Source organism: Actinomyces denticolens (assembly GCF_002072185.1).
In the GTDB taxonomy this organism is placed as follows: domain Bacteria; phylum Actinomycetota; class Actinomycetes; order Actinomycetales; family Actinomycetaceae; genus Actinomyces; species Actinomyces denticolens.
This window is the reverse complement of the sequence record NZ_MVIW01000027.1, coordinates 1-23,767: the sequence shown is the minus strand read 5'-3', so window position 1 is coordinate 23,767 and position 23,767 is coordinate 1. Positions and strand designations below refer to the sequence as shown.

The 23,767-nt window shown below is 71.9% G+C and carries 20 protein-coding genes; 8 read left to right on the top strand and 12 right to left on the bottom strand.

The genetic code is table 11. From position 1 onward, the window contains the following. Positions 1-19: 19 nt before the first annotated feature. Entirely contained in the window at positions 20-1,177 is a 1,158-nt protein-coding gene (gene tsaD / locus B1H55_RS08700) for a tRNA (adenosine(37)-N6)-threonylcarbamoyltransferase complex transferase subunit TsaD (RefSeq protein ID WP_240494185.1), read from the top strand. 7 nt (positions 1,178-1,184) lie between these two features. Here the strand turns inward: tsaD and B1H55_RS08695 are convergent, their stop codons facing one another. Further along, a complete protein-coding gene (locus B1H55_RS08695) occupies positions 1,185-2,462 on the bottom strand; it encodes a class I SAM-dependent methyltransferase (protein ID WP_231952986.1) in 1,278 nt (425 codons plus the stop codon). A gap of 188 nt (positions 2,463-2,650) precedes the next feature. On the opposite strand from B1H55_RS08695, the gene B1H55_RS08690 reads away from it, so the two are divergent. From B1H55_RS08690 to guaB, 3 genes are all read left to right on the top strand, one after another. Further along, positions 2,651-3,436, top strand: a complete 786-nt coding sequence (locus tag B1H55_RS08690) for a SanA/YdcF family protein (protein ID WP_231952790.1) — start codon at positions 2,651-2,653, stop codon at positions 3,434-3,436. A 217-nt stretch (positions 3,437-3,653) separates the two neighbouring features. Further along, complete coding sequence (groES, locus tag B1H55_RS08685; protein WP_073451407.1) at positions 3,654-3,950, top strand: co-chaperone GroES; 297 nt, start codon at positions 3,654-3,656, stop codon at positions 3,948-3,950. 126 nt (positions 3,951-4,076) lie between these two features. Further along, positions 4,077-5,633, top strand: a complete 1,557-nt coding sequence (guaB, locus tag B1H55_RS08680) for an IMP dehydrogenase (RefSeq protein ID WP_172575552.1) — start codon at positions 4,077-4,079, stop codon at positions 5,631-5,633. A gap of 44 nt (positions 5,634-5,677) precedes the next feature. Here guaB and B1H55_RS08675 read toward each other — a convergent pair whose 3' ends face one another. After that, positions 5,678-6,424 carry an exonuclease domain-containing protein gene (locus B1H55_RS08675; RefSeq protein ID WP_073451406.1) on the bottom strand — a complete coding sequence of 249 codons (747 nt, stop codon included), beginning with the start codon at positions 6,422-6,424 and terminating at the stop codon, positions 5,678-5,680. Between the two features lie 84 nt (positions 6,425-6,508). On the opposite strand from B1H55_RS08675, the gene B1H55_RS08670 reads away from it, so the two are divergent. The 3 genes from B1H55_RS08670 (at position 6,509) to B1H55_RS08660 (ending at position 8,795) form a co-directional block, all read left to right on the top strand. Further along, positions 6,509-7,684: a GuaB3 family IMP dehydrogenase-related protein gene (locus B1H55_RS08670; protein WP_073451405.1), complete on the top strand. Its 1,176-nt coding sequence runs from the start codon at positions 6,509-6,511 to the stop codon at positions 7,682-7,684. Positions 7,685-7,760: 76 nt separating this feature from the next. Beyond that, on the top strand, positions 7,761-8,027 hold the full coding sequence (locus B1H55_RS08665) for an HPr family phosphocarrier protein (RefSeq protein ID WP_073451404.1): 267 nt from the start codon (positions 7,761-7,763) through the stop codon (positions 8,025-8,027). A gap of 123 nt (positions 8,028-8,150) precedes the next feature. Further along, positions 8,151-8,795 carry a ribonuclease H family protein gene (locus tag B1H55_RS08660; protein WP_077240464.1) on the top strand — a complete coding sequence of 215 codons (645 nt, stop codon included), beginning with the start codon at positions 8,151-8,153 and terminating at the stop codon, positions 8,793-8,795. A 204-nt stretch (positions 8,796-8,999) separates the two neighbouring features. Here B1H55_RS08660 and B1H55_RS08655 read toward each other — a convergent pair whose 3' ends face one another. From B1H55_RS08655 to B1H55_RS08610, 10 genes are all read right to left on the bottom strand, one after another. Next, positions 9,000-10,190, bottom strand: coding sequence for an acetate/propionate family kinase (locus tag B1H55_RS08655; protein ID WP_077240463.1), 1,191 nt, complete (start codon positions 10,188-10,190; stop codon positions 9,000-9,002). A gap of 49 nt (positions 10,191-10,239) precedes the next feature. Beyond that, the gene (pta, locus tag B1H55_RS08650) at positions 10,240-12,294 is read right to left on the bottom strand and encodes a phosphate acetyltransferase (protein WP_077240462.1); all 2,055 of its coding nucleotides are present in this window, start codon (positions 12,292-12,294) and stop codon (positions 10,240-10,242) included. A 175-nt stretch (positions 12,295-12,469) separates the two neighbouring features. Further along, complete coding sequence (locus tag B1H55_RS08645; protein WP_077240931.1) at positions 12,470-13,264, bottom strand: sulfite exporter TauE/SafE family protein; 795 nt, start codon at positions 13,262-13,264, stop codon at positions 12,470-12,472. A gap of 148 nt (positions 13,265-13,412) precedes the next feature. After that, on the bottom strand, positions 13,413-14,411 hold the full coding sequence (locus B1H55_RS08640) for a sugar phosphate isomerase/epimerase family protein (RefSeq protein ID WP_077240461.1): 999 nt from the start codon (positions 14,409-14,411) through the stop codon (positions 13,413-13,415). 48 nt (positions 14,412-14,459) lie between these two features. Then, positions 14,460-15,662: a Gfo/Idh/MocA family protein gene (locus tag B1H55_RS08635; RefSeq protein ID WP_077240460.1), complete on the bottom strand. Its 1,203-nt coding sequence runs from the start codon at positions 15,660-15,662 to the stop codon at positions 14,460-14,462. A gap of 191 nt (positions 15,663-15,853) precedes the next feature. Beyond that, positions 15,854-16,864 (bottom strand): LacI family DNA-binding transcriptional regulator, encoded by a 1,011-nt coding sequence (locus B1H55_RS08630; RefSeq protein ID WP_077240459.1) that lies wholly within the window; start codon positions 16,862-16,864, stop codon positions 15,854-15,856. 179 nt (positions 16,865-17,043) lie between these two features. Continuing rightward, on the bottom strand, positions 17,044-17,970 hold the full coding sequence (gene iolE, locus B1H55_RS08625; protein ID WP_077240930.1) for a myo-inosose-2 dehydratase: 927 nt from the start codon (positions 17,968-17,970) through the stop codon (positions 17,044-17,046). A gap of 147 nt (positions 17,971-18,117) precedes the next feature. Beyond that, the gene (locus B1H55_RS08620; RefSeq protein ID WP_073451397.1) at positions 18,118-19,782 is read right to left on the bottom strand and encodes an MFS transporter; all 1,665 of its coding nucleotides are present in this window, start codon (positions 19,780-19,782) and stop codon (positions 18,118-18,120) included. Between the two features lie 141 nt (positions 19,783-19,923). Further along, positions 19,924-21,120 carry a Gfo/Idh/MocA family protein gene (locus B1H55_RS08615; RefSeq protein WP_077240458.1) on the bottom strand — a complete coding sequence of 399 codons (1,197 nt, stop codon included), beginning with the start codon at positions 21,118-21,120 and terminating at the stop codon, positions 19,924-19,926. 272 nt (positions 21,121-21,392) lie between these two features. Continuing rightward, on the bottom strand, positions 21,393-22,409 hold the full coding sequence (locus B1H55_RS08610) for a LacI family DNA-binding transcriptional regulator (protein WP_080461685.1): 1,017 nt from the start codon (positions 22,407-22,409) through the stop codon (positions 21,393-21,395). A 170-nt stretch (positions 22,410-22,579) separates the two neighbouring features. Between B1H55_RS08610 and B1H55_RS08605 the strand changes: the two genes are divergently transcribed. Then, positions 22,580-23,689 (top strand): LacI family DNA-binding transcriptional regulator, encoded by a 1,110-nt coding sequence (locus tag B1H55_RS08605; protein WP_077240456.1) that lies wholly within the window; start codon positions 22,580-22,582, stop codon positions 23,687-23,689. Positions 23,690-23,767: the final 78 nt, after the last annotated feature.

Here is a 23,767-nt window from a genome sequence, read left to right as displayed (position 1 = left end):
GGGGACTAGGCTGAGCGCCGTGAGCGCCCCCTTTATCCTCGGCATCGAGTCCACCTGCGACGAGACCGGCGTGGCCCTCGTGCGCGGCCGCGAGCTGCTCGGCGACGTCACCGCCACATCCATGGATGAGTACGCCCGTTTCGGCGGGATCATCCCCGAGATCGCCTCCCGCGCCCACCTGGAGGCCTTCGTCCCCACCCTCGACGCCGCCCTGGACCGCGCCGGGGTGGGTCTGGAGGAGGTCGACGCCATCGCCGTGTGCGCGGGTCCCGGCCTCATCGGCTCGCTCACCGTGGGCATCTCCGCCGCCAAGGCCCTGGCGGCATCCCTGGGCAAGCCCATCTACGGCGTCAATCACGTCATCGGGCACCTCGCCGTCGACGAGCTCGTCGACGGGCCCCTGCCCGACCGCTTCATCGGGCTCATCGTCTCCGGCGGGCACTCGAACATCCTGAGCATTCGCGATATCGCCACCGACGTCGTCGAGCTCGGCGGCACCCTCGACGACGCCGCGGGGGAGGCCTTCGACAAGGTCGGCCGCCTCCTCGGCCTGCCCTACCCCGGCGGGCCGCATGTGGACCGCCGCTCCCAGGCGGGCGACCGCGAGGCGATCCGCTTCCCCCGGGGGCTGGCCGCCGCGAAGGACCGGGAGCGCCACCGCTACGACTTCTCCTTCTCCGGCCTCAAGACGGCCGTGGCCCGCTACGTGGAGTCCTTGGAGGACGGTGGCCGGGAGGTGCCCGTGGATGACATCTGCGCGGCCTTCTCCGAGGCCGTCAACGACTCGCTCACCGCCAAGGCGGTGGCCGCCTGCCTCGACACCGGCTGCGACACCCTCGTCATCGGTGGGGGGTTCTCCGCGAACTCGCGGCTGCGGGAGCTCGCGGCCGAGCGCTGCGAGGCGGCGGGCATCGCGCTGCGCGTCCCGCCGCTGCGCTACTGCACGGATAACGGCGCCCAGATCGCCGCCCTGGGGGCGGCCGCGATGCGCGCCGGAGTCGAGTCCTCACCCCTGGACTTCGCCCCCGACTCCGGCATGCCGCTCAGCACGATCATCGCCCGCGCCCGCTGCCCCGCCCTCCCCTCGCCCCCCCCCCGCCGAGACCGGTCGAAGTGGCGATCGAGACCGGTTCGGAGAACCGGTCTCGATCGCCACTTCGACCGGTCTCGGCGATAAATGACGGTTATTGGATTGGAGTGACGACGAGGACTGCGCCTTTGGCCCCCTTGCCGATCCGGGGGCCGATGCGGGTGAGCAACCAGGTCTCGCCGCCTCCCGCCCCGCCCCCGCGCAGGCGCAGCGCCGCCCTGAGCTGATCGGGGGACACGTCCACGCCGCGCTCATGGATCTCCAGGCGGGTGATCCCCCGCTCGCGCACCCGCGCCCTGAGGGACTTCACATGCAGTGGCAGGACCTCGACGATCCGCCACGCGCGCACGAAGGGCTCCAGCTCCGCGCCCGGCGGCTCGTCGGCAGTCAGGTAGGCGATGCGCGAGCTCACGGGCCTGGCCCCCGCGTCGCGCGCCACCCGGGCCACCAGTCCCGCCCTGATGACGGCGCCATCGGGCTCGATGATGAGCCCTCCCAGGTCGTCGGCGCTCCCAATGGGCTCGACCTGCTCCGGCTCCGACGACGGCGCCGCGCCGCTCTCGTCGACCAGCACTGCCGCGCTCACCCCGCCGGCCTCCCCGGCCTCCCCATCGGGCCCTCCGGAGTCCCCGGTGCGCAGACAGAGGGCCGAGCGCCCGGGGCCCTCGGGCGCGAGAGGCCCGAACCACAGCCCGGCCTCGACGACGGCGCCATCCACGCTCACCCACTGCGCGTGGGCGTCGTCGGGGATCGCGCGGTGCTCGAGGCCCGGCGCCACCTTGAGCCCGAGAGCGGGCACCGCCTGGCGCAGCGCCAGCAGCTCGGACAGCGCGGGGGACCACTGCTCGGGGTCCTTGACGCGGCGCCCGCCGGCGCGCCGGGCGGGATCGGCGAAGACGGCGTCGACGCCCTCGGCCCCGAGATCGATCCCCAGGGCGTCGGCGCAGCGCACCCGCGCCCGGTCGAAGGGCATGAGGTTGACCGTGGCGAGCGCCGCCGTCGCCTCGTCGCGCTCGACGGCGAGCACATCGAGCCCCAGTCCCGCCAGGGCCATGGCGTCCCCGCCGATGCCGCATCCGAGGTCCGCGACCCGGTCCACTCCGGCCGCCGCGTAGCGGGCGGCGTGCCTGGCGGCGACGGCTAGGCGCGTGGCCTGCTCCAGCCCGTCGGGGGTGAAGAGCATGGCGGCGGCGAAGGGGCCGAACTTGGCCTCCGCCCGAGCCCGCAGGCGCTGCTGGGACAGCGCCGCCGCGACGAGCTCGGGGGAGTGGCCCTCCTCGCGCAGGGACTCGGCGAGACGGAGCGCCTCGGCCTCGTCGTATGGGGGCAGCGAGCCGAGCAGTGCCCAGCCCTCCGGGGTGAGCAGGGGCATGAGGGCCAGCGCCGCGGGGTCGGAGGGCCCGGCGGGCTCGGGCGGGGCGGGCTCAGTCGGGGCGACGTCGCGCTGGGAGTCAGTCATCCCCCCGATCATGGCATGCGCTCAGCGCTCCCCGTCGCCATCCCGATCAGCCGGCCCTAAGGTGGGCCGCGTGCCACGGCAGGACCGATGAGGAGAGAACCATGACTGATCCCCGACACGACGGCGCGGACGGCACGAGTGGTATGAGCGGCGCGGGTGGCGCTGACGGCGCGGGGAGCCCGGGCGGCGAGCCCCTCGCCCCCCGCTCCTCCCGCCCCCGGAGACGGCGCCGCGTCATCCTCGGATGCCTCGGGCTCGCCGTCGTCCTGCTCGTCTCGCCCGCGGCATGGGTGGTCGGCGCCAGTGCGGGACGGCTGCACGACCCCGGTGACGGCGGGACTCCCTCGGCGCCGGTCGCGATCGTTCTCGGCGCCCAGGTCTACCCCTCCGGCGCCCCGTCCCCCTGGCTCGCCCACCGCCTCGACGCCGCCGCGGAGCTCTACCGGGCCGGGAGGGTCGAGGCGATCCTCGTCTCCGGCGACAACGGGGACGCCCACTACAACGAGCCGGAGGCCATGCGGCGCCACCTCGTGGAGCGCGACGGCATCCCCGCCGAGGCGATCGCCCTGGACTACGCCGGCTTCGACACCCACGCCACCTGCGTCCGCGCCAAGAGGGTCTTCGGGGTCGACCGCGCGCTCATGGTCTCCCAGGACTACCACGTGCCCCGGGCCGTCGCCCTGTGCCGCGCTGCCGGCATCGACGCCGAGGGCGTGGGGGACACCCGGGCCCACGCCGATCGGGGAACCTACGCCAAATCGCTGGTCAGGGAGGGTTTGGCGCTGCCCAAGGCCGCCTGGGACGCCGCCACCGGTCGCGAGCCGATACTCGGGCCCCGCGAGACGAGCGTCGATGACGCCGTCGCCTGGACCCGCGAGCACCGCTGAGCCGCACCGGCCACGCCGTCGGCGAAAGTCCCCCGACCGCTTGGCACTCGCGTTGACTGAGTGCTAATCGCGGACGTAGATTCGGTCTCGGCACGGGGCCACCGGCCCCGCGGCTCGCACTCAGGAGCGCTTGCCGGCCCCCGCGACGGCGGCACAGCGCGCATCGAGCGCGGCAGACAACGTCATCACACCCACTAGCGAGAAGGGGAGGTCCGCAATGTCGATCTCCATCAAGCCGCTCGAGGACCGGATCGTCGTCCAGACGGTCGAGGCCGAGCAGGTCACCGCCTCCGGCATCGTCCTGCCGGGCACCGCGCAGGAGAAGCCGCAGGAGGGCAAGGTCATGGCCGTGGGCCCCGGCCGCGTCGACGACAACGGCAACCGCGTTCCGGTCGACGTCGCCGAGGGCGACCTGGTCATCTACTCCAAGTACGGAGGCACCGAGGTCAAGTACGACGGCGAGGAGTACCTCATCCTCTCCGCCCGCGACGTCCTCGCGGTCGTCACGAAGTGACCCCTGCGGGCCCGGCCCGCATCTCTCGGATCCCCCGGAGGGGCCGCAACGGCCTCCGGGGGATCCGCGCGTCTCGGGCACCGGGCCCGGCACGGGTCCGCCCTCATCGCGATGGGCGGACCCGGGATGCGCCGCGCCCCGGCGCCGACCTACGATGCGGCCGTGAGCGACTCGATCACCAGCCCCGATATCTACGCCCCCACCGGACTCACCTACGACGACGTGCTCCTCCTGCCCAGGCTGACGGACGTCATCCCCTCCGAGGTCGATACCACTTCCCGCCTGACCCGCGGGATCACCCTGTCGACCCCGTTGCTCAGCGCCGCCATGGACACCGTCACCGAGTCGGAGATGGCCATCGCCATGGCGAGGCAGGGAGGCATGGGCATCCTCCACCGCAACCTGCCCATCGAGGAGCAGGCCGATCAGGTGCGCCGAGTCAAGCGCTCGGAGTCCGGCATGGTCTCCGACCCCGTCACCGTCGGCCCGGACGCCACCATCTCCCAGCTCGATGAGCTGTGCGGCCAGTACAAGGTCTCCGGCCTGCCCGTGGTGGGCCCCGACGGCGCTCTCCACGGCATCATCACCAACCGCGACCTGCGCTTCGTCCCTGCGGAGAAGTGGTCGACGATCCGCGTGCGCGACTGCATGACCCCGCGCGAGCGCCTCATCACCGGGCACACGGGCATCTCCCGCGAGGATGCCAAGGCACTGCTCGCCGAGCACCGCATCGAGAAGCTCCCCCTGATCGACGATGCCGGGCGCCTGACCGGCCTCATCACCGTCAAGGACTTCGTCAAGACCGAGCAGTACCCCAACGCCACGAAGGACGCCGAGGGCCGCCTCGTGGTCGGCGCGGCCGTCGGCTACTGGGGCGACACCTGGGAGCGCGCCACCGCGCTGGCCGAGGCCGGCGTGGACGTGCTCGTCGTCGACACCGCCAACGGCGGGGCGCGCCTGGCCCTGGAGATGATCTCGCGGATCAAGTCCGACCCGGCCTTCTCCCGCGTGCAGGTCATCGGCGGCAACGTGGCCACCCGCGAAGGGGCGCAGGCGCTCATCGACGCCGGTGTCGACGCCGTCAAGGTCGGCGTGGGCCCGGGCTCGATCTGCACCACGCGAGTGGTGGCCGGCGTGGGCGTCCCCCAGGTGACCGCCGTTTACGAGGCCGCGCGCGCCTGCGGCCCCGCGGGCATCCCGCTCATCGCCGACGGCGGTCTGCAGTACTCCGGTGACATCGCCAAGGCGCTCGTGGCCGGGGCGGACACGGTCATGATCGGCTCACTGCTCGCCGGATGCACCGAGTCCCCGGGGGACCTCGTGTTTGTCAACGGCAAGCAGTGGAAGCGCTACCGCGGCATGGGTTCGCTCGGCGCCATGAGCTCGCGCGGGCGCCGCTCCTATTCCAAGGACCGCTACTTCCAAGCCGATGTCTCCTCGGACTCCAAGATCGTCCCCGAGGGCATCGAGGGGCAGGTGCCCTACTCCGGATCGCTGGCGGACGTCGTCTACCAGTTGGTGGGCGGCCTCCATCAGTCGATGTTCTACGTGGGCGCCCGCACGATCCCCGAGCTCAAGGAACGCGGGCAGTTCGTGCGGATCACCTCCGCGGGACTCAAGGAGTCCCACCCGCACGACGTCATGATGACCGCCGAGGCCCCCAACTACCAGTCCCGCGGCTGAGCGAGCGGCGGGCGGGCCCCGGCCGACCGCGCCGGGGGCCCTGCTCACGCCGGCGCGGAGTCCGGCAGCGGCCAGGCCGCCTGCGCCCCTGGACGGCCCGGGTTCTTCCTCGCGAGCCACTCGTTGAAGGACTCCGCCCACTGCCGGTGGTAGCGCGCCTGCACGGCCACCAGCTCCTCTGCGGGCGTGGCGGCCACCGCGGGGTGGGCGGCGAGGATCGCCTCGAGGAGGTCGAGCGTGGCGATGACGTCCACCTCCGCCGTGTGCAGCGCCTCGTCCAGCGGGACGCGGTAGACGGCGGCCATGTCCCCCAGGCGCCGCTTTCCCCTGCGGAAGCGGTCCACCGCCCGGTCGATGACCAGCGGATCGAGGATAGGCCCCAGCTCACGGCCCAGGCGCTCGCGCATGGTGGCCAGCCCGTGCCGGGCGAGCTCCGCCTCCAGGAGGGTCAGGTCGTAGGAGGCGTTGAACGCGACCACGGGCGTGCCCGCGGCCATGGCGGACACGAGGGTGTCGGAGACCTCGGTGAGGACCTCCTCGATAGCGCGCCCCTGCGCCCGCGCGTGCTCGGTGGTGATCCCATGGACGGCGGTGGCCGCCCGGGGGATCTCCACGCCGGGATCGGCGAGCCACGTGGTGACCGACTGGGCGCGCCCGCCGCCGGCCTCGCGCGGGCCGCGGGAGACCAGGGCGGCGGTGACCAGTCGCTCGCGGGTGGGATCGACGCCCGTGGTCTCGGTGTCGAATCCGAGGAGCGGCCCGGAGGCCCATGCGGCAGGTTCAACGCTCATGGCCCCAGGATGCCATCACCCCCTGACAACCATCCGGGCGCACCGCTCACGGCGGGAGGGGGTGACCCGGCCTAGGATCGGCCCATGAGCGGTGAGATCGAGATCGGGCGCTCCAAGCGCGCCCACCAGGCCTACTCCTTCGAGGACATCGCCCTCGTCCCCTCCCGGCGCACCCGGGACGTCCGCGATGTGCGCGTCGGTTGGCAGCTGGACGCCTACCACGTCGACCTGCCCGTCATGGCCGCTCCCATGGACTCCGCGATGGGGCCGCGGACGGCGATCGCCGTCGGCAGCCTGGGAGGCATCGGCACCCTCGACCTGGAGGGACTGTGGACCCGCTACGAGGACCCGGCTGACGCCTACGCGCGCATCCGCTCCGCCGCTCCCGAGGAGGCCACGCGCGTCCTGCAGGACGTCTACTCGCGGCGCGTGGATCACGCCCTCATCGCCGAGCGGGTCTCGGCGCTGCGGGCCTCCGGGGCCGTCGTCGCGGGCAGGCTCAGCCCCAATCACGCCCTCGAGCACTGGCGCGCCGCCATCGAGGCGGGCGTGGACCTGTTGATCATCCGTGGTTCCACCGTCTCGGCCGAGCACGTCTCCGGTGCCAAGGAGCCGCTCAACCTCAAGCGCTTCATCTACGAGCTCGACGTGCCCGTCGTCGTCGGCGGGGTCACCACCTACACGGCGGCCCTCCACCTCATGCGAACCGGGGCCGCCGGTGTGCTCGTCGGCCAGGGAGGCGGAGCGTCCTCCTCCATCCGCCAGGTCCTCGGCCTCCACATGCCCATGGCCACAGCCGTCGCCGACGTCGCCGCCGCCAGGCGCGATTACATGGACGAGTCCGGAGGGCGATACGTCCACGTCATCGCCGATGGCGGGGTCGGCAACTCCGGCGACGTCGTCAAGGCCATCGCCTGCGGGGCCGACGCCGTCATGCTCGGCGCGGCACTCGCCCGGGCGGCCGAGGCGCCGGGCGGCGGCTACCACTGGGGCTCGGAGGCCTACCACGCCCGGCTGCCGCGGGGCTACCGCACGCATGTGGGCACCGTGGGAACCCTCGAGGAGATCCTCAACGGCCCCTCGGACCGCGCCGACGGCACCCTCAACATCATGGGCGCCCTGCGGCGCACCCTGGCCACCACCGGCTACGGCGACGTCAAGGAGCTGCAGCGCGCCCAGATCGTCGTCGCCCCCTACATGCCATCCGTGACTGATCCCACGCGAGACATGCCGCGGAGGAGCAAAACGGATAGGCTGTGACACGTTCAGCGGGATCGCTGCACACCATCAGGACGCTGCGCCCGCGCGCCTGTCCCTCATCCTAAGGAGCACCACTATGGCTCAGGTCACCGCCACCATCGCCTCCAAGGTCGGTCTTCACGCCCGTCCCGCCGCCACCTTCGTCAAGGCCGTCGCCGAGAAGGGCGTCCCCGTCACCATCGCCAAGGAGGGCGGTGCGCCGGTCGACGCCTCCTCCATCCTAGGTGTGATGACCCTTGGCGCCGGTTTCGGCGACGTCGTCACCCTGGCCTCGGACGCCGACGGCGCTGACGCCGCCCTGGCCGACCTCAAGGCCCTCCTCGAGACCGACCTCGATGCCTGAGGCTCTCCCATCTCGCGCCGTGGGGCGCTCCTCCGGAGGCGGAGGGGCGCCCCACGGTCATGCGGGCGGCCCGCCTGAGGGGCGCCGCCGGGCAACCATCGTCGCGCCGGTAGGGTGTGGGCCATGACGATCATCGCCGCCGCGGACGGCTCGGCCCTTGGCAACCCCGGACCCGCCGGTTGGGCGTGGTACGTGAGCGACGACTGCTGGGCCGCCGGCGGCTGGCCCGAGTCCACGAACAACCGGGGCGAGCTCACCGCCGTCCTCGAGCTCCTGCGAGCGACCGCCGCCGCCGGGCTGGCCGGCGAGGACCTCCTCATCCAGGCGGACTCCCAGTACGTCATCAACTCCCTGACCAAGTGGCGCCATGGCTGGAAGAGGCGCGGCTGGCGCAAGGCCGACGGCAAGCCGGTCCTCAACGAGGACCTCATGCGCGCCCTCGACGAGGCCCTGGCCGGCCGGCAGGTGCGCTTCGAGTGGGTGCGGGGGCACGTGGGCCACCCCATGAATGAGGCCGCCGATACTCGCGCCCGAGCCGCCGCCACCGCCTACCAGCGGGGCAGCGCGGTCCCCGGCGGGCCGGGCTGGCCCGGTGCACGCGCGTCCGCGCAGTCGGCCGACGGGCCCATCGCAGGCGGCGGTGCCTCACGGACGGGCGCGGGCGCCGCCGGCCCCTCCGAGGCGCCCACAGAGGCGCCCACTGCGGTGCCCGGTGCCACTGCTGCGCGCCGGGCGCGCCTGCGCGCCGAGCGCGGCACGCTCTTCTGAGGGTCCCGGCCGCCGGCCGCTCCGCCCCGGGCACGCCCCGGTGCCGCCCGGGCACGCCGGTGCCCGGGGCGCTCGTGCGAGGGCTTCTGCGCGGTCGCATGCGGACCGGGAGTCCGGGAGGAACCAGCAGGCCCGGCCGCAGCGGGGTGCTGCGGCCGGGCCCGTTCGAGGAGCCGCTGTTGCCGGCGCCGGGGAAGCCTCAGATCAGCCTTGAACCAGGGTCATCGCTTGGCGCGCGATGGCGAGCTCCTCGTTGGTGGGAACCACGAGTACGGTGACAGTGGATTCCGAAGTCGAGATGATACGCGCCTCGGTCGAGCGGAGGGCGTTCGCCTCGCCGTCGATCCTGACTCCCATGTAGGCGAGGCGCTCGCAGAGCTCGGCGCGAAGATTCGCGTCGTTCTCGCCGATGCCCGCGGTGAAGGTGAGGGCGTCGAGGCCGCCCATGACGGCGGTGTAGGCGCCGACGTACTTGACCAGGCGGTGCAGGTAGATGTCCATGGCCTCGCGGGCCTGGGACTCCCCGGCGTTGATGCGGGCCCAGACGGCGCGCATGTCATTGTCCCCGGCCAGTCCCTTCATGCCGGACTCGCGGTTGAAGAGGTGGTCGATCTCGTCGACGCTCTTGCCGGCCACGCGGGCGAGGTGGAAGACGGCGGCGGGGTCGATGTCGCCGGTGCGCCCACCCATGACGAGGCCCTCCAGCGGGGTCAGGCCCATGGAGGTGTCCTTGGCGCGCCCGGCGACGACGGCTGAGGCGGAGGCCCCGTTGCCCAGGTGGAGCACCACCTGCTTGAGATCATCGCGGCCGAGCTCATCGGCGACGACGCCGGAGACGTACTGGTGGGAGGTGCCGTGGGCGCCGTAGCGGCGGATCTCGTAGGCGTCGGCCACCTCCCGGTCGAGGGCGTAACGGGCGGCCTCCTCGGGCAGGTCCTGGAAGAACGCGGTGTCGAAGACGGCGACGTGCGGGACGTCGGAGAGGAGCTCACGGCCCACCTCGATGCCCTTGAGGTGGGCGGGGTTGTGCAGGGGGCCGAGCGGCACGAGCTTCTCGATGGTGGACACGACGTCGTCGTCGATGAGCGCCGGGCCGGAGAAGTACTTGCCGCCCTGGACGACCCGGTGGCCCACGGCCACGATATTCGCCTCGGCGAGCGAGGGGCCCTTCTCATCGAACAGGCGCAGCACCTCGGCCAGGCCGGCGCCGTGATCGGCCACGGGCTCGGTCAGCTCGGTGACGTCCTCGCCGTGCTTGTGCTTGATGGCGCCCTCGGGCTCGCCGATGCGCTCGACGAGGCCGGAGGCCAGGGAGGCCCCGGAGTCCGGGTCGACGAGCTGGTACTTGATGGAGGAGGAGCCGGAGTTGATGACGAGGACGGTGCGGGTGGTCATGTCTGCCTTTCGTGGGGGAGGGGAGGAGGGGGGAGCCGCGGTGGGCCGGTCAGCCCTGGGCCTGGACCGCGGTGATGGCCACGGTGTTGACGATGTCCTCGACCAGCGCCCCGCGGGACAGGTCGTTGACGGGCTTGTTGAGGCCCTGGAGGACCGGGCCGACGGCGACGGCGCCCGACGAGCGCTGCACGGCCTTGTAACCGATGTTGCCGCTGGACAGGTCCGGGAAGATGAAGACTGTGGCCTTCCCGGCCACCGCCGAGTCGGGGGCCTTCTTCGCCGCGACCGTCGGGTCGATGGCGGCGTCGTACTGGATGGGGCCCTCCACGGCGAGCTCGGGCGCCTTGGCGCGCACCAACGCGGTGGCCTCGCGGACCTTGTCCACGTCGGCGCCCTGGCCGGAGGTTCCGGTGGAGAAGGACAGCATCGCCACGCGCGGCTCGACGCCGAACTGCCGGGCCGTCTGCGCCGAGGAGATGGCGATATCGGCGAGCTGCTCGGCATTGGGCTCGGGGTTGACGGCGCAGTCGCCGTAGACGAGCACGCGGTCCTCCAGGAGCATGAGGAAGACGGAGGACACGATGGAGGTGCCCGGCTTGGTCTTGATGATCTGGAAGGAGGGGACGATCGTGTGGGCGGTGGTGTGGGCGGCGCCGGAGACCATGCCGTCGGCGTCCCCCATGTGGACCATCATGGTGCCGAAGTAGGAGACGTCCTGCACCTTCTCCCGGGCCTCCTCCAGGGTGACGCCCTTCTTGGCGCGCAGGCGGGCGAACTCGGCGGCGTACTTCTCCAGCAGCTCGGGGTCCGAGGGCGACACGACGCGCGCCGCGGAGATGTCCAGGCCGAGCTCGGCGGCCCTGGAACGGACCGTGGTCTCCTCGCCGAGCAGGACGATGGCGGCGATGCCCCGGCGCAGGATGGCGTCGGCGGCCTCCAGGACGCGGTCGTCGTCGGGCTCGGGCAGGACGATCGTCGTGGTGCGGGCCTTGGCGTGCTCCACGAGCTCGGCCTGGAACATGATGGGGGTGACGACGTCGGAGGGCTCGACCTCGAGGGCCGCCATGAGGGAGGCGATGTCCGCCTCCTGCTCGAAGGCGGTGATGGCGACGTCCAGCTTGTGCTTCGAGGCGGTGGCCAGGTAGCCCTTGACCGAGCCGGCCGCTGAGGCGGCGGCGTAGGTGTCCATGGGCGAGGTGATGATCGGCAGGGTCAGCCCGAGGCCCTTGACGATGCTCAGGGCATGCGGGGCGACGTCGAAACCGCCGTTGAGCACGAGGCCCGACAGCGTGGGGAAGGTGGAGGAGGCCTGGGCGGCCGCCAGGGAGATGAGCACGGCCGAGCGGTCGGCCGGCACGATGACGAGCTGGCCCTCCTTGAGATGGTCCAGGAGGTGGGAGACGTCCATGGCGCCGATGAGGACGGACTCCGCCTCGCGCTCCAGCAGGGCGGGGTCCCCGGAGATGAGGGTGCCCTCCACCGCGCCCAGGATCTCCCCGACCGACGGGGCGGACAGGAGGGGCACCTCGGGGAGGGTGGAGGCGGTGACGCCCTCGATGCCGCCCAGGGCCTCGGCGATCGCCTGGCGGGAGGCCTCGGGGCAGCGGTTGGCCAGGACGGCGGCGGTGCGCCCGAGGTTGTCGGAGATCTCCGCCATGGAGACCTCGACGCTGGCCCGGACATCCTCGGGGGCTCCGGCGCCGGAGACCACCAGGAGCATGGGGGCGCCGATATTGGCGGCGACGCGCGCGTTGAAGGACAGCTCCGGGTTGCCCGCGACATCGGTGAAGTCGGAGCCGTCGATGATGACGACGTCGTGCTCGCGGGCGACGGCGCGGTAGGCGTCGACGATCCGGGGCAGCGCCTCCTCGGGGTCGGCGTGGAACTCGTCCCAGGTGACGCCGATACACTGCTCGGCGGGCAGCGAGGAGCCGGAGTGGGTCAGGAGGAGGTCGAGGAAGGGGTGCTCGGCGCGCGAGTCCACGAAGGGGCGGAAGACGCCGACCTTGGCGACGACCTTGGCGAGCACGGTGACCAGGCCGAGGGCCACGGTCGACTTGCCGGTTCCTGCGTTGGGGGATGCGATGTAGATGCTGCGCGCCACGGTGCTGGTCCTTCTCTCATCTCGACGTCGAGCGGCGGCGCCGGGCGGCGGCCGGCGCTCATGACCGATTGTGCCCCTCTCCGCGCCCGAGGGCGACCAAAGTCCCTTAAGCGCGCGTCCCCGCGCCTGTGGGAACACCCACAGGCCGCTCATAGGGGCCGGGCCGGGGAGGGGATCAGGCGAGGAGGGGGAGGGCCGCGACGACGGTGAGGACCATGACGATGGGATCGAAGACGCGCTGCGGCATGCGGTCGGCCAGGAGCCTGCCGGCCAGCGCTCCCACCAGCACCGCCGGGATGAGGATCGCCACGAGTGCCAGGGCGTCCACGTGGATGATCCCCAGGGCGATGCTGAAGGGGAGCTTCGTGAGGTTGACCAGGAAGAAGAACCAGGCGGTCGTCCCCAGGAAGGCCTTGACCGGGTAGCGGCAGGCCAGGAAGTACAGGCTCGTGACGGGCCCGCCGGCGTTGGCGACCATCGTGGAGAAGCCCGCGAGCGCCCCGTAGACCATGCGGGCCATGGGCGAGGAGCCGGCCCGGGAGGCCGAGCCCGTACCGCCCGATGGGGCTCCCGCGCTCGCGGCCCGAGCCGTGGGGCCGCCTCGGCGCCGACCGCGAGCGCGCTGCGCGAGGGTGATGACGATGAGGGCGATGAGCAGCCAGCCGATGACGCGGCGCATGAGATCGTCGGAGGCCACGCGCAGGAAGAGCGCGCCGATCAGCACGCCGCAGGCGACGGCCGGCACGAGTCGCTTGAGCATGGTGGCGTCGGCGTCGCGGCGATAGGCCCAGATGGCGGGCAGGTCCCCGGTCAGGAGCAGCAGGAGCATGACGCCGGTGGACTCCTTGGCGGGGAGCACCTGGGCGAACATGGCCACGGCGATCGTGGTGACGCCGGGCAGAGCGGTCTTGGACAGGCCCACGAGCAGGGCGCTGACGATGAGCAGGGCCCAGGCCGTCGTCGTCCCCATGGCGACGGCGTCGGGGAGGGGGCCGACGGCGGGCGCGGCCACGAGCGCTCGGGGGAGGAGAAGTGCGTGGTGCATAGCCGGCCCGCCGTCGGGTGAGAAGGGGTTGATAGGGGATCGAGCAGGACACTACGCCCTGGTCGCGGCGCTGTCAGAGCTTGGCGGCGGCCGCCAGGAGGTTCGTGGCGGAGAGCTTGAGGCCCTCCACGTTGCCGTACTCGGCGTCCTCGTGCTCGATGTTGACGTTCATATCCGGGTCGACCTGCTCGATGGCGCGCAGGAAGTCGGCCCAGTAGTCGGTGTCGTGGCCCAGGCCGAAGGCGACGAAGCGCCAGGCCGGGTCCTGGGGCCAGGCGTTGCACCAGTAGCCGTAGGCCACCGGGACCCTGCCCTCGGCATCGGCGGCGACATGGCCGAAGTCGGTGTCGAGCACGCCGCGGTAGGCGGCGCCGGGGAGGATCTTGGTGTCCTTGGCGTGGACGTGCCCGATGAGCCCGCCCAGGCGCTTGGTGGCCGCGATGGGGTCCATCTGCTGCCAGAAGAGGTGCGAGGGGTCCATGTTCACCTTGATGTTGGTGGCCCCGGTCTCCTCGATGAGCCTCTCGAAGGAGGGCACGTTGAACACGAGGTTGCGCGGGTGGAGCTCCAGGCAGACCTGAACGTCGTTGTCCCGGGCCAGGGCGTCGACCTCCTTGAAGAAGGGCACGACGACGCCCCACTGGTAATCCAGGATCTCCATGTCGATGCCGTTCCAGGGGTTGACCACCCAGGTGGGGTACTTGGCGGTGGGGTCGGTGCCCGGCGTGCCGGACATCGTGACGATCTCCCTCACGCCCAGCGCCCCGGCCAGGCGGATGGCGTTGCGGATGTCCTCGGCGTGCTTGAGGCCCTCATGGGGCAGCGGTGAGGTGGGGTTGCCGGAGGTGTTGAGGCCCGAGAGCCTCATGCCGCGCTCGGCGAAGATCCCGAGGTAGTCCTCCCGGGCGGCCTTCGAGGCGAGCAGGGCGTCCACGGGGCAGTGGGGCGAGGGGATGAAGCCCCCGACGTTGACCTCCGCGCCGGTAAGCCCCGCCTCTTTGAGGACGTCGAGGGCGGCGGTCAGGGGGCGGTCGGACAGGCAGGCGGTGTAGGCGCCGTAGTTGAGTGCCATGGTGGGTGATCTCCTTCGATCGAGGCGGGTGGGGTGGCTGGGTGGGGATCAGAGGGCTGAGACGTCGACCTCGGCGCCGCCGTTGGCGGCGGAGCGGGCGACGGCGTCGGCGATGAGCATCTCGCGGTAGCCGTCGGCGAAGGTCGCGCAGGGCGGCAGGGCGCCCTCACCGGTGACACCGGCGATCTGCTGGAGGAAGGCGTGGGCCTGGTAGGTGAACTGCTCGATCTGGGTCAGCCCCACCCCGCCGAAGGCCATCGAGGAGCCGCGGGCGAAGTAGGGGAAGTCCGGGTTGACCAGGACTCGTCGCGCCCCGCCCAGGCCCGCGGGGGAGTTGACGTCGTCGATCTTGATCTCGCCGCAGCGGGCGAGGTCCCAGGAGGCGCGGCCCTTGGTGCCCAGGACGTCCACCATGAGGGAGTTGGGCAGTCCCCACGCCACGCGTGAGCATGAGAAGGTGCCCACCGCCCCGCTGGCGAAGCGCGCCGTGAAGGTGGCGACGTCGTCGTTCTCCACGTCCTCGTAGACGGCGTTGGCGGTGTCCAGGGCCGTGCCGCGGGTGACATGGCCGCTGGCGACGGGGCGCTGCTTGATCGAGGTCATCATGGCCGCGCCGGAGACGCTGACCAGCGGCCCGCAGATGGTCTCGGCGGTGTCGATGAGGTGGCTCCCGACGTCGCCCAGGGCGCCCGAGCCCATGGGGCCCTTGTAGTGCCAGGCCATGGGCGTGGCGGGGTCGGCGCCGTAGTCGCACCAGTAGCGGCCGTCGAAGTGGTTGATCTCCCCGAGGTGCCCGCTGTCCACGAGCTTGGCGAGCTCGGCGACGGCGGCGTTGCGCCGGTAGGTGAAGCCCACTGCGGTCACGACGCCGGCGCTCCGCTCGGCCTCGGCCATCGCCCTGGCGCTGTCGAGGGTGTCGGCGAGCGGCTTCTCGCACAGGACGTGCTTGCCGGCCTTGATGAGGGCCTCGGCGATCTCGCGGTGGAGGGCGTTGCCCACCACGATGGACACGATGTCGATACTGGGGTCGTCGGCGATGTCGCGCCAGTCGGTGACGGCCTTCTCGTAGCCGTAGCGCTCGGCGGCGTCGACGGCGAAGGGCTCGTAGGCGTCGGCGATGGCGGCCAGGCGGACCTTGGGCAGGCCGAGGTCGTAGACGGTGCCGACCTGGCGCCACGCGTTGGCGTGGGTGGTGCCGGCCATGCCCGCGCCGATGACGGCGACGGAGAGCGGGGCGGGTGATGCGCTCATGAGTGTGCCTTCCTGTCCTCTTTGACGGATGCTGGACGCTTGATGGTGCAGGGACTCCCGTAATTCACGCGCGTGAATCGGTACTGGCAATGCTGTCACCGGCGTGATTCGCTGTCAAGGCCGTGGCTGGAGGTCTGATCTTTTGTCCGGACATGGATGCGGTTCTGCCGGGCGGCGCGCCCGTCGCGCCGCTATCGTGCCGACGAGGAGCGGATGGAGAGTGTGGGGGCCAGGACGACGCTGCGCGCTGGCTCGTCGGCGGCCAGGGCGTCCTGGGCCCCCAGTCCCGCCCGCCGGCAGATGAGCTCGATGGCCCGTGCCGCCATGACGGGCTCGGGCTGGTTGATGCTCGTCAGCGAGAACTCCTCGCGCTGGGCGAGGTAGGTGTTGTCGTAGGAGGCGATGAGCACGGGGGCGTCCTGACCGCGCCGCGCGGTGCGAAGGGCGGCGACGGCGTCGATCGCCAGGACGTCGTTGTGCATGACCAGGCCCAGCGGCTCGGGGTGCGTGCTCACGGCGGCCCGCACGGCGGGCCCCGCCTCGTCGGCGCAGCCGTAGACGGTCAGCGGCAGGCCCGCCTCCCGCGCGGCGTCGGCCAGGGCGATCTCCCGCTCGTGGCGGGAGGTCTCATCGCCCGCCCGGGGGCGCACGTAGACGAGCGACGACGCCCCCCGTTCGCGCAGATGGGCCACGACGAGTCCGGCCGCCGCCCGCTCATCGATGTGCACGGCGTCCACCCTGCCGCCGGGGCTCCTGCGCCCGATGACGCAGGTGGCGACCTCCTCGCCCACGGCCACCACGTCCTGGCCGGGCAGCCACGGCGAGACCATCGCGATCCCCGCCACCCGCACGCCCAGGAGGGAGTCGATCGCCCGGTGGAGCGCCACCGGGTCCTCCGAGCCGATGGTGACGAACAGCGTCAAGCCCCGCTGGGAGGCCGCCTCGTTGAGGCACCTGGCCATGCGCTCGAAGAAGGCGTTGCGCAGATTGGGCAGCACCAGCCCGATGATCGACGAGCTCTGCCGCGCCAGCGAGGAGGCCGCCACGTTGACGCGGTAGCCCAGGTCCCGGGCCACCTTCTCGATGCGCTCGCGGGTCTCGCGGGCCACCTTGGGCGATCCGGCGAGGGCCAGGGAGACCAGCGAGCGGGACACGCCCGCGGCGAGCGCGATATCGCTCTGCGTGGCGGCGTGCTGGCTCATGTGCATCCTCACTCGCGACGGTGGATGCGAGGCAGTCTACTGGCGGCGTTGGGAGGGAGGACGACGGCGCCCCCATCCACTGTCCGGATGGGGGCGCCGTCAGGGGCCGAGGCCGGCGCTGCCGTTGCTGCAGCCGCGGATGCGGGCCCCAACGGGCCCCGGAGCGGCCTCGGGCGGGGTCACGCCTTCAGCAGCGTGCCCTCGATGTAGGCGCGCGCCTTGCGGGCGTACTCCAGCGGGTTGGCGATGGCCGGGTCCTGCTCGGCCTCGACGAGGATCCAGCCGTCGTAGCCGTGGTCGACGAGGAAGCGGTAGGGCTCGGTGAAGTCGATCGTGCCGTCCCCGGGCACGGTGAACATCCCGGCCAGGAAGGAGTCGAGGAAGGAGCGGTTGGCGGCCTTGGACTCGGCCATCTTCTCGGGGCGCACGTCCTTGAAGTGGACGTGCTTGACGCGGTCGATGCAGGCCTCGAGCAGCCCCATGACATCACCGTCGCCCACGTAGGCGTGCCCGGTGTCGAACAGGAGGGAGACCTTGGTCGGGTCGGTGGCCTCCATGAGGCGGATCGTCTCGGCCTTGGTCTGGACGACCGTGCCCAGGTGGTGGTGGTAGACGAGCTCCAGGCCGTGGGCGTGGGCGATGTCGCCCAGGCGGTTCAGGCCGTCGGCCAGGACGTCCCACTCCTCGTCGGTCAGGGTGGGCTTGTTGGTGAAGATGCAGACGTCGCGCTTGCCCTGCACCGAGCCGGTCTGCTCGGAGACCACCACGCGGGTGGCGCCCAGGTACTCCAGGTAGGAGCAGGTGGCCTCGAAGTCCGGGATGACGGCCTCGACGCCGTCGCGCACGATGAAGGAGGAGAACCACTGGGCGACGATCTTGATCCCCCGGGCCTCGGCCGCGGCCTTGACCTCCTCCTTGGGCGGGAAGAAGCCGGCGCACTCGGTTCCCCGGTACCCGGTGTCGGCCAGGTCGAGGAGCATGTCCTCCAGGGTGTTGAAGGCGCCGACCTCGGGGATGTCGTCATTGCGCCAGGTGATGGGGTGCATTCCCCACGTGATGCCGTGGGGGTCGGTGATGGCGGTGGTGGGGTCGAGGGTGAAGGACATCATTGCTCCTTTTCGCGTTCACGGGGTGGGGCCGGGCGCCGTCGGTGGCGCCCGGGCGGGCCCGCGAGGAGGGCCTCGCGGGCCCGCTGCGGCAGGCGCGCCGCATTGTCAGGACAATTATACGACCTTCTGGCGGCTGCGGGGCCGTCAGGAGTAGCGCTCCTCCATCTCGTGCTCGATCTGCTCCAGGGACTTGCCGGAGGTCTCCGGCATCATCTTGAGCAGGATGAGGGCGATGACGAGGTTGAGCGCGCCGTAGATCGTGTAGGTGATCCCGCCGCCCAGGGTCTCCATCATGTGCGGGAAGGTCCAGGTGATGATCGCGTTGGCGATCCACATGCAGAACACGGCGGTGCCGTTCATGATGCCGCGGACGTTGGCGGGGAAGATCTCGCCGAGCATCGTCCACACCACGGTCCCGTTGGAGGACTGGACGATGAGCATGAACACGGACATCAGCCCCAGGATGAGGAAGGCCGCCCAGGACGGCGGGCGCGTTCCGTTGTCCATGTGCGGGGCGATGAACAGGGTGAAGGTGGCGGCGATGCCCAGCAGGCAGACGCCGACGCCGGTGACGTCGGCGATGAGGATCTGGCGGCGGCGGAAGCGCATGATGAGCCAGATTCCGATCGCCGAGCCGATGACGCTCATGACGCCGTTGGCCACCTGGGCGATGATCGCCGAGGAGGAGGACATGCCGGCGTACTCCAGGACCTTGGGCGCGTAGTACATGACCGTGTTCACGCCCGTGGTCTGGTTGACGACCGCCAGGAAGATGCCGACGAGCATGAGCTTGCGCAGCCAGGGAGTGCTCCACACGTAGCCGAGCCCGAGGTGCTTGGACTGGATCTCGAGCTCGTGCTGGCGGGCCTCGGCGATCTCCATGAGCTCGTCCTCGAGGGGGCCGTCCTTGGACTCGTCGCGCACCCGCTTGAGGGCGCCGATGGCGTCGTAGAGGCGCTCCTTGGCCACGTACCAGCGCGAGGACTCGGGCATGAGGCGGATGCCGATCCACAGCGCGACGGCCGGGATGGAGCACAGGACGAGCATGTAGCGCCAGGTCTCGCCGTTGCCGTGGGAGATGACGAGCTGGTTGAGGAACTCGTGGTATTCGGCCGATGACAGCGTCCCGCCCTGGGAGGCCTGGAGGTGGGCGAGGTTGTCGAAGGACTGCTCGCCGAGGCTGACCAGCCCCGAGCCCGAGGGGTCGGCCTCGATGGTGATCCTCGGGCCGCCGCTGGCCGCGCTGATGGCGGCGTTCATGGCGAAGGCGAGGAGCTGGCCGGTGACGATCATGAGCTGGTCGATGGCGACGATGGAGCCGCGGATGCGCTTGGGCGCCGTCTCGGCCAGGTAGACCGGCACGGTGGCGGAGGCGCCGCCCACGGCCAGGCCCAGTACGAAGCGGGCGATGTACATCAGCCAGATGTTGGGCGCGGTGGCAGTGCCGATCGCGCCCAGGAGGAAGACGATGGCCAGGATCGTGATGTTGTGGCGGCGCCCGTAGCGGTCGGACAGGCGCCCGCCGAAGAGCGCGCCGAGAGCCGCGCCGATGAGCAGTGTGCCGCCGATCGCTCCCTCCTGGCCGCTGGTGAGCTGGAGCCCGGCGGCGTCGTGGGGCATGTACATGTAGGGCAGCGCCCCGGAGATGACGCCGGTGTCGTAGCCGAAGAGGAGGGAGCCCAGGGTGGCGACGGCCGCGACGGCGCCGATGCCGCGGTGCTTGCCCGACGGCGGGGTCTCGGCCACCGCCTGGCGCATCTGGTCCTGGGTGATGCCCCTCAGGGAGAGGGCGCTACTGGTCTGACTCATGGATGGTTTCCTTGGGTGATTGATGAGGGTGTCGGGGAATCGGGGGATGGGCGGGATCGCCCGGGTGGCCCCCGGTCCGGCGCCGATGCCGGGGTCCGGGGAGCCGTCGGCGGAGGACCGCCGGGGGACTGGGGACGAGGCTCAGCGGTCGAAGGTCGTCGCGCCGTCGACTCGCGCCACCTCGTGCCACTGGCCGTCGGCGGCGGAGGCGACGATGGCCTCATCGACCTCCGCCGCGCACCAGGCGTCCGCCGCCGAGGGGGCGATCTGGGCGCCCGTGGTGACGGACTCGATGAACTGGGCGGCCTCGATCGACTTCATGTCGTCGAAGCCCATGGAGGTGCCGATGGCCGGCTGGTAGCGGTGCCATTCGCCCCACGAGGGGTTCGCCATGGCCCGGGTGTAGCCGTGGGTGGGGCCGCCGTCGACGCCCAGGCAGACCTCGAGCTCGTTGAGGCGCTCGAAGTTCCATCGGGCCGATCCCTGCGTGCCGTAGACCTCGACGACGTACTCGGCGCGCGGTCCCACGCAGACGCGGGAGGACTCCATCGTGCCGATCGCGCCGTCGTCGAAGCGCACGAGCATGGCGACGTAGTCCTCGTTCTCCACGGGGCCGACCTCATCGCCGATCTCGAAGCCGGAGTGGCCGATGCCCATCCTCGTGGGGATGGGGCGCTCGGTGATGAAGGTGCCGGTGGCCGCCGAGACCGATGCGATCCGCCCGACGACGTACTGGGCGAGGTCCGCCCCGTGGCTCATGAGATCGGGGACGACGCCGGCGCCCGCCTTCTCCCGCGAGGCCCGCCAGGTCAACGGGCCCATGGGGGAGGCGTTGTAGTCGGCGATGAACCACACGCGCACATTGGTGATGCGGCCCAGCTCTCCCGAGCGCACCAGGTGGCGCATGTACTCGATGGCGGGGGTGTGGCGATAGTTGAAGCCGACGGCGCTCACGAGGCCGGCCGCCTCGGCCGCCTGGGCGATCTCCTTGGACTGCTGGGCGCTGACCCCCATGGGCTTCTCGATCCAGAAGGGCTTCCCCGCCTCGATCGCGGCCATGGCGATCTCGTGATGCAGGAAGTTGGGGGAGCAGATGGACACGACCTCGACGTCCGGGTCGGCCAGCAGGTCGCGGTAGTCGGCGTAGGCGCGCTCGAACCCGAGGTCCTCGACGGCCGCCGTGCGAGCCTCCTCGATGGGGTCCGCCGCGGCGACGAGGCGGGGGGCGATGCCGAGCTCCGGGAATCGCTCGGGCAGGGATCGGTAGGAGCGGGCGTGGAGGCGCCCCATCCAGCCCAGGGATATCACACCGATCCCCAGGGGTTTCTTCGAACTCATCTGACTTCCTTCTTCCTTCCGACGTCTCTGTCATGAAGTGGTGGAGCGATGGTGGTAACGCGCGTCATCACGGCGTTGTCCAGACAATAGCAGGAAGTACGGCGGCTCCGCAAGGAATCCCCGCCCCCTCATCGAGACCGGTCGAAGTGGCGATCGAAACCGGTCGAGAACGGCACCGAAACCGGTCCGGGGCCGTTCCCTGCCCCATCGCGGGTGCGGGTACGTGCGCGAGGGGCTGATGGGCCTGCGGGGGAGCGCCCGAGGGGCGCCGGTCAGGCCGACTCCGCCCTCACTGCCGGCACTGTCGGCACTGTCGACGCCCGGATGACGAGACTCGGGGCGATCGTGGCGACGCCGGGGGCCGGCCCCGCGCCGGTGAGCATGCCCACCGCCGCCCTCGCCAGTGCCGCGGGGTCCTGGTCGACGCTCGTCAGGGAGAACTCCGGGCGCGCGGCCAGGGGCGTGTTGTCATAGCTGGCCAGTGGGAGGCGCGCGCCCCGCTGGTACAGGGCCGCGGCGACGTCGATGGCCAGCAGGTCGTTGTAGGCCACGATCGCGGCGGGCCCCGCGGCGCCGGTGAGAGCCGTGTCCAGGGCGGGCAGCGCGCCGTCCTCGCAGGCGGCCGAGGAGAAGGACATCCCGCGCGCCTGGGCGGCCGCGCGGCAGGCGAGACCGCGGTCGTCGACGAGCCGCTCATGCAGGATCCGCGCCGGGGTCAGGTAGACGATGTGCCGGGTGCCGAGACCCGCGAGATGCTCCATGACCTGGTCGGCCGCGCTCGTCTCGTCCATATGGGGCGTCGCCACGACGTGCCCGGGCAGGGCGCGGTCCAGCAGGCACACCGGCAAACGTCCCCCCAGGCGCTCAAGGGCCTCGGCCCCCATGCGCGTGCCGGGGAGGATGAGGCCGGCGGGGCGCATCCGCAGGGCATCGGCGATCGTGCTCTCCTCCAGGCGTGCCTCGAGATCGGAGACGAGCACCACCAGGCTGTGGTCCACCTGCGCCGCCTCCCGGCGGACATGGCGCACCAGGATGTCGAAGAAGGGATTGTCCAGGTAGGGCAGCACGATGACGAGGCGGCTCGAACGGCGCGCGGCCAACTGCGCCGCCGCGCCGTTGGGCTGATAGTCGAGGTCCCGGGCCGCCTGGAGGATCCGCTCGCGGGTGCGCTCGGACATCCGCCCACCGCCCTTGAGGGCCAGCGAGACGAGCCCCCGGGACACGCCGGCCGCCCGCGCCACATCGGACTGGGTCGCGTGCTCCCGCGGTGCGCCGTCGGCAATCGCCATATCGTCCTCCCAGCGGTCCGCGCCGCCCTGCGCCCGGGGCGGCGCCCCGACGGATGATCGGGATCGGGCCCGGGAGGGATCCCGGGCGCCCTCATGAGGCCAGGGTACGATCGGGCGGCCCCGCCAGGGGCGAGCGCGACCAGCGATCCTCGAGAGGAGGGCGGAGCCCCATGACCACAGGCCGTGACGGACGCGTCACGATCTCCACGGTGGCGGCGCGCTGCGGGCGCTCGATCTCCACGGTCTCCGCTGCGCTCAACGGCGCGGCCGGCGTCGCCCCCGCGACTCGTGACGAGATCCTGGCCGTCGCCGCCGAGCTCGGCTACAACGCCGATCCCCGGGCGCGCCTCCTGCGTCAGCGGCGCACCGGCCTCATCGGCGCCAGTTTCGACATCAACCAGGCCTTCCAGGGCGGGCTCGTCGACGGCCTCTACCGCAGTTGCTCCCAGCACGGGCGCTCCCTCGTTCTGGCCGCCTCGACCCCGCACCGCGATGAGGCCGAGGGGCTGCGCTCCCTGCTCACCGAGCGCTGCGAGGGGCTCATCCTCGTCGATCCCTGGGTGGGCCACGACATCGTCGCCGACGCCGCCGCTCGCGTCCCGGTGGTCATGGTGTGCCGGGAATCGGGACTGCCGAACGCCGACCTCGTGCGCTCGCGCGACGATGTGGGCATCACCGCGCTCGTCGACCACCTCGTGTTCACCGGGCGCCGTCGGATCACCCATATCGACGGCGGGAGGGCCACCCCGGCCCCGATGCGCCGCGCCACGTTCCTCGGGGCCATGGCCGAGCACGGCCTGGGCGACCGGGCGCGCGTGCTCGACGGCGGCTCCGACGAGGAGTCCGGCACGAGGGCCGTGCGCGTCATCCTCGACGCCGGGGCCCTGCCCGACGCGATCCTGTGCTTCAACGACCACCAGGCGATCGGCGCCCTCATGGAGCTGCGCCGATGCGGGGTGCGCGTGCCCGAGGACGTCGCGGTCACCGGCTACGACGGCATTCCCGCCACCGGCCTGACCGCATTCTCCGTGACCACCATCGAGCAGGACGCGCTGCTCCTGGCCGAGGTCGCCGTGCGGGCTCTGGCCGCCCGCATGGAGGCGCGCGAGGCGGGCGGGGGAACGGGGGGCCGCGTCGCGGGTGCCTCCGCGATGGCGCCGCCGACGATGCCCGACGGCGTCGTCGTCCAGGAGCGCCCCGAAGGAGGGCTCCTGTACTCGGTGATGCCCCGGCTCGTCATGCGGGAGACCACCCGGCGGCCCCTCCGGGCCCCGCGCTGAGCCCGCCCCGGCGCGCGGCCCGCTCGGGCGCGCCCCGGTGGGCGGGCGCGTCCGAGCGGCGACGGGCGCCGTCGACCC

What these genes read in the sequence shown, in the direction of transcription:
- B1H55_RS08675 (WP_073451406.1), bottom strand. Translation starts at nt 6,424, where the DNA reads ATGAGCGTTGAACCTGCCGCATGGGCCTCCGGGCCGCTCCTCGGATTC.
- B1H55_RS08640 (WP_077240461.1), bottom strand. Translation starts at nt 14,411, where the DNA reads ATGGCACTCAACTACGGCGCCTACACCGCCTGCCTGTCCGACCGCCCC.
- B1H55_RS08645 (WP_077240931.1), bottom strand. Translation starts at nt 13,264, where the DNA reads ATGGGGACGACGACGGCCTGGGCCCTGCTCATCGTCAGCGCCCTGCTC.
- B1H55_RS08630 (WP_077240459.1), bottom strand. Translation starts at nt 16,864, where the DNA reads ATGAGCCAGCACGCCGCCACGCAGAGCGATATCGCGCTCGCCGCGGGC.
- B1H55_RS08635 (WP_077240460.1), bottom strand. Translation starts at nt 15,662, where the DNA reads ATGAGCGCATCACCCGCCCCGCTCTCCGTCGCCGTCATCGGCGCGGGC.
- B1H55_RS08610 (WP_080461685.1), bottom strand. Translation starts at nt 22,409, where the DNA reads ATGGCGATTGCCGACGGCGCACCGCGGGAGCACGCGACCCAGTCCGAT.
- guaB (WP_172575552.1), top strand. Translation starts at nt 4,077, where the DNA reads ATGCGCCGCGCCCCGGCGCCGACCTACGATGCGGCCGTGAGCGACTCG.
- B1H55_RS08660 (WP_077240464.1), top strand. Translation starts at nt 8,151, where the DNA reads ATGACGATCATCGCCGCCGCGGACGGCTCGGCCCTTGGCAACCCCGGA.
- iolE (WP_077240930.1), bottom strand. Translation starts at nt 17,970, where the DNA reads ATGTCCTTCACCCTCGACCCCACCACCGCCATCACCGACCCCCACGGC.
- B1H55_RS08670 (WP_073451405.1), top strand. Translation starts at nt 6,509, where the DNA reads ATGAGCGGTGAGATCGAGATCGGGCGCTCCAAGCGCGCCCACCAGGCC.
- B1H55_RS08620 (WP_073451397.1), bottom strand. Translation starts at nt 19,782, where the DNA reads ATGAGTCAGACCAGTAGCGCCCTCTCCCTGAGGGGCATCACCCAGGAC.
- B1H55_RS08690 (WP_231952790.1), top strand. Translation starts at nt 2,651, where the DNA reads ATGACTGATCCCCGACACGACGGCGCGGACGGCACGAGTGGTATGAGC.
- B1H55_RS08605 (WP_077240456.1), top strand. Translation starts at nt 22,580, where the DNA reads ATGACCACAGGCCGTGACGGACGCGTCACGATCTCCACGGTGGCGGCG.
- B1H55_RS08665 (WP_073451404.1), top strand. Translation starts at nt 7,761, where the DNA reads ATGGCTCAGGTCACCGCCACCATCGCCTCCAAGGTCGGTCTTCACGCC.
- groES (WP_073451407.1), top strand. Translation starts at nt 3,654, where the DNA reads ATGTCGATCTCCATCAAGCCGCTCGAGGACCGGATCGTCGTCCAGACG.
- B1H55_RS08615 (WP_077240458.1), bottom strand. Translation starts at nt 21,120, where the DNA reads ATGAGTTCGAAGAAACCCCTGGGGATCGGTGTGATATCCCTGGGCTGG.
- B1H55_RS08695 (WP_231952986.1), bottom strand. Translation starts at nt 2,462, where the DNA reads ATGCCCCTGCTCACCCCGGAGGGCTGGGCACTGCTCGGCTCGCTGCCC.
- B1H55_RS08655 (WP_077240463.1), bottom strand. Translation starts at nt 10,190, where the DNA reads ATGACCACCCGCACCGTCCTCGTCATCAACTCCGGCTCCTCCTCCATC.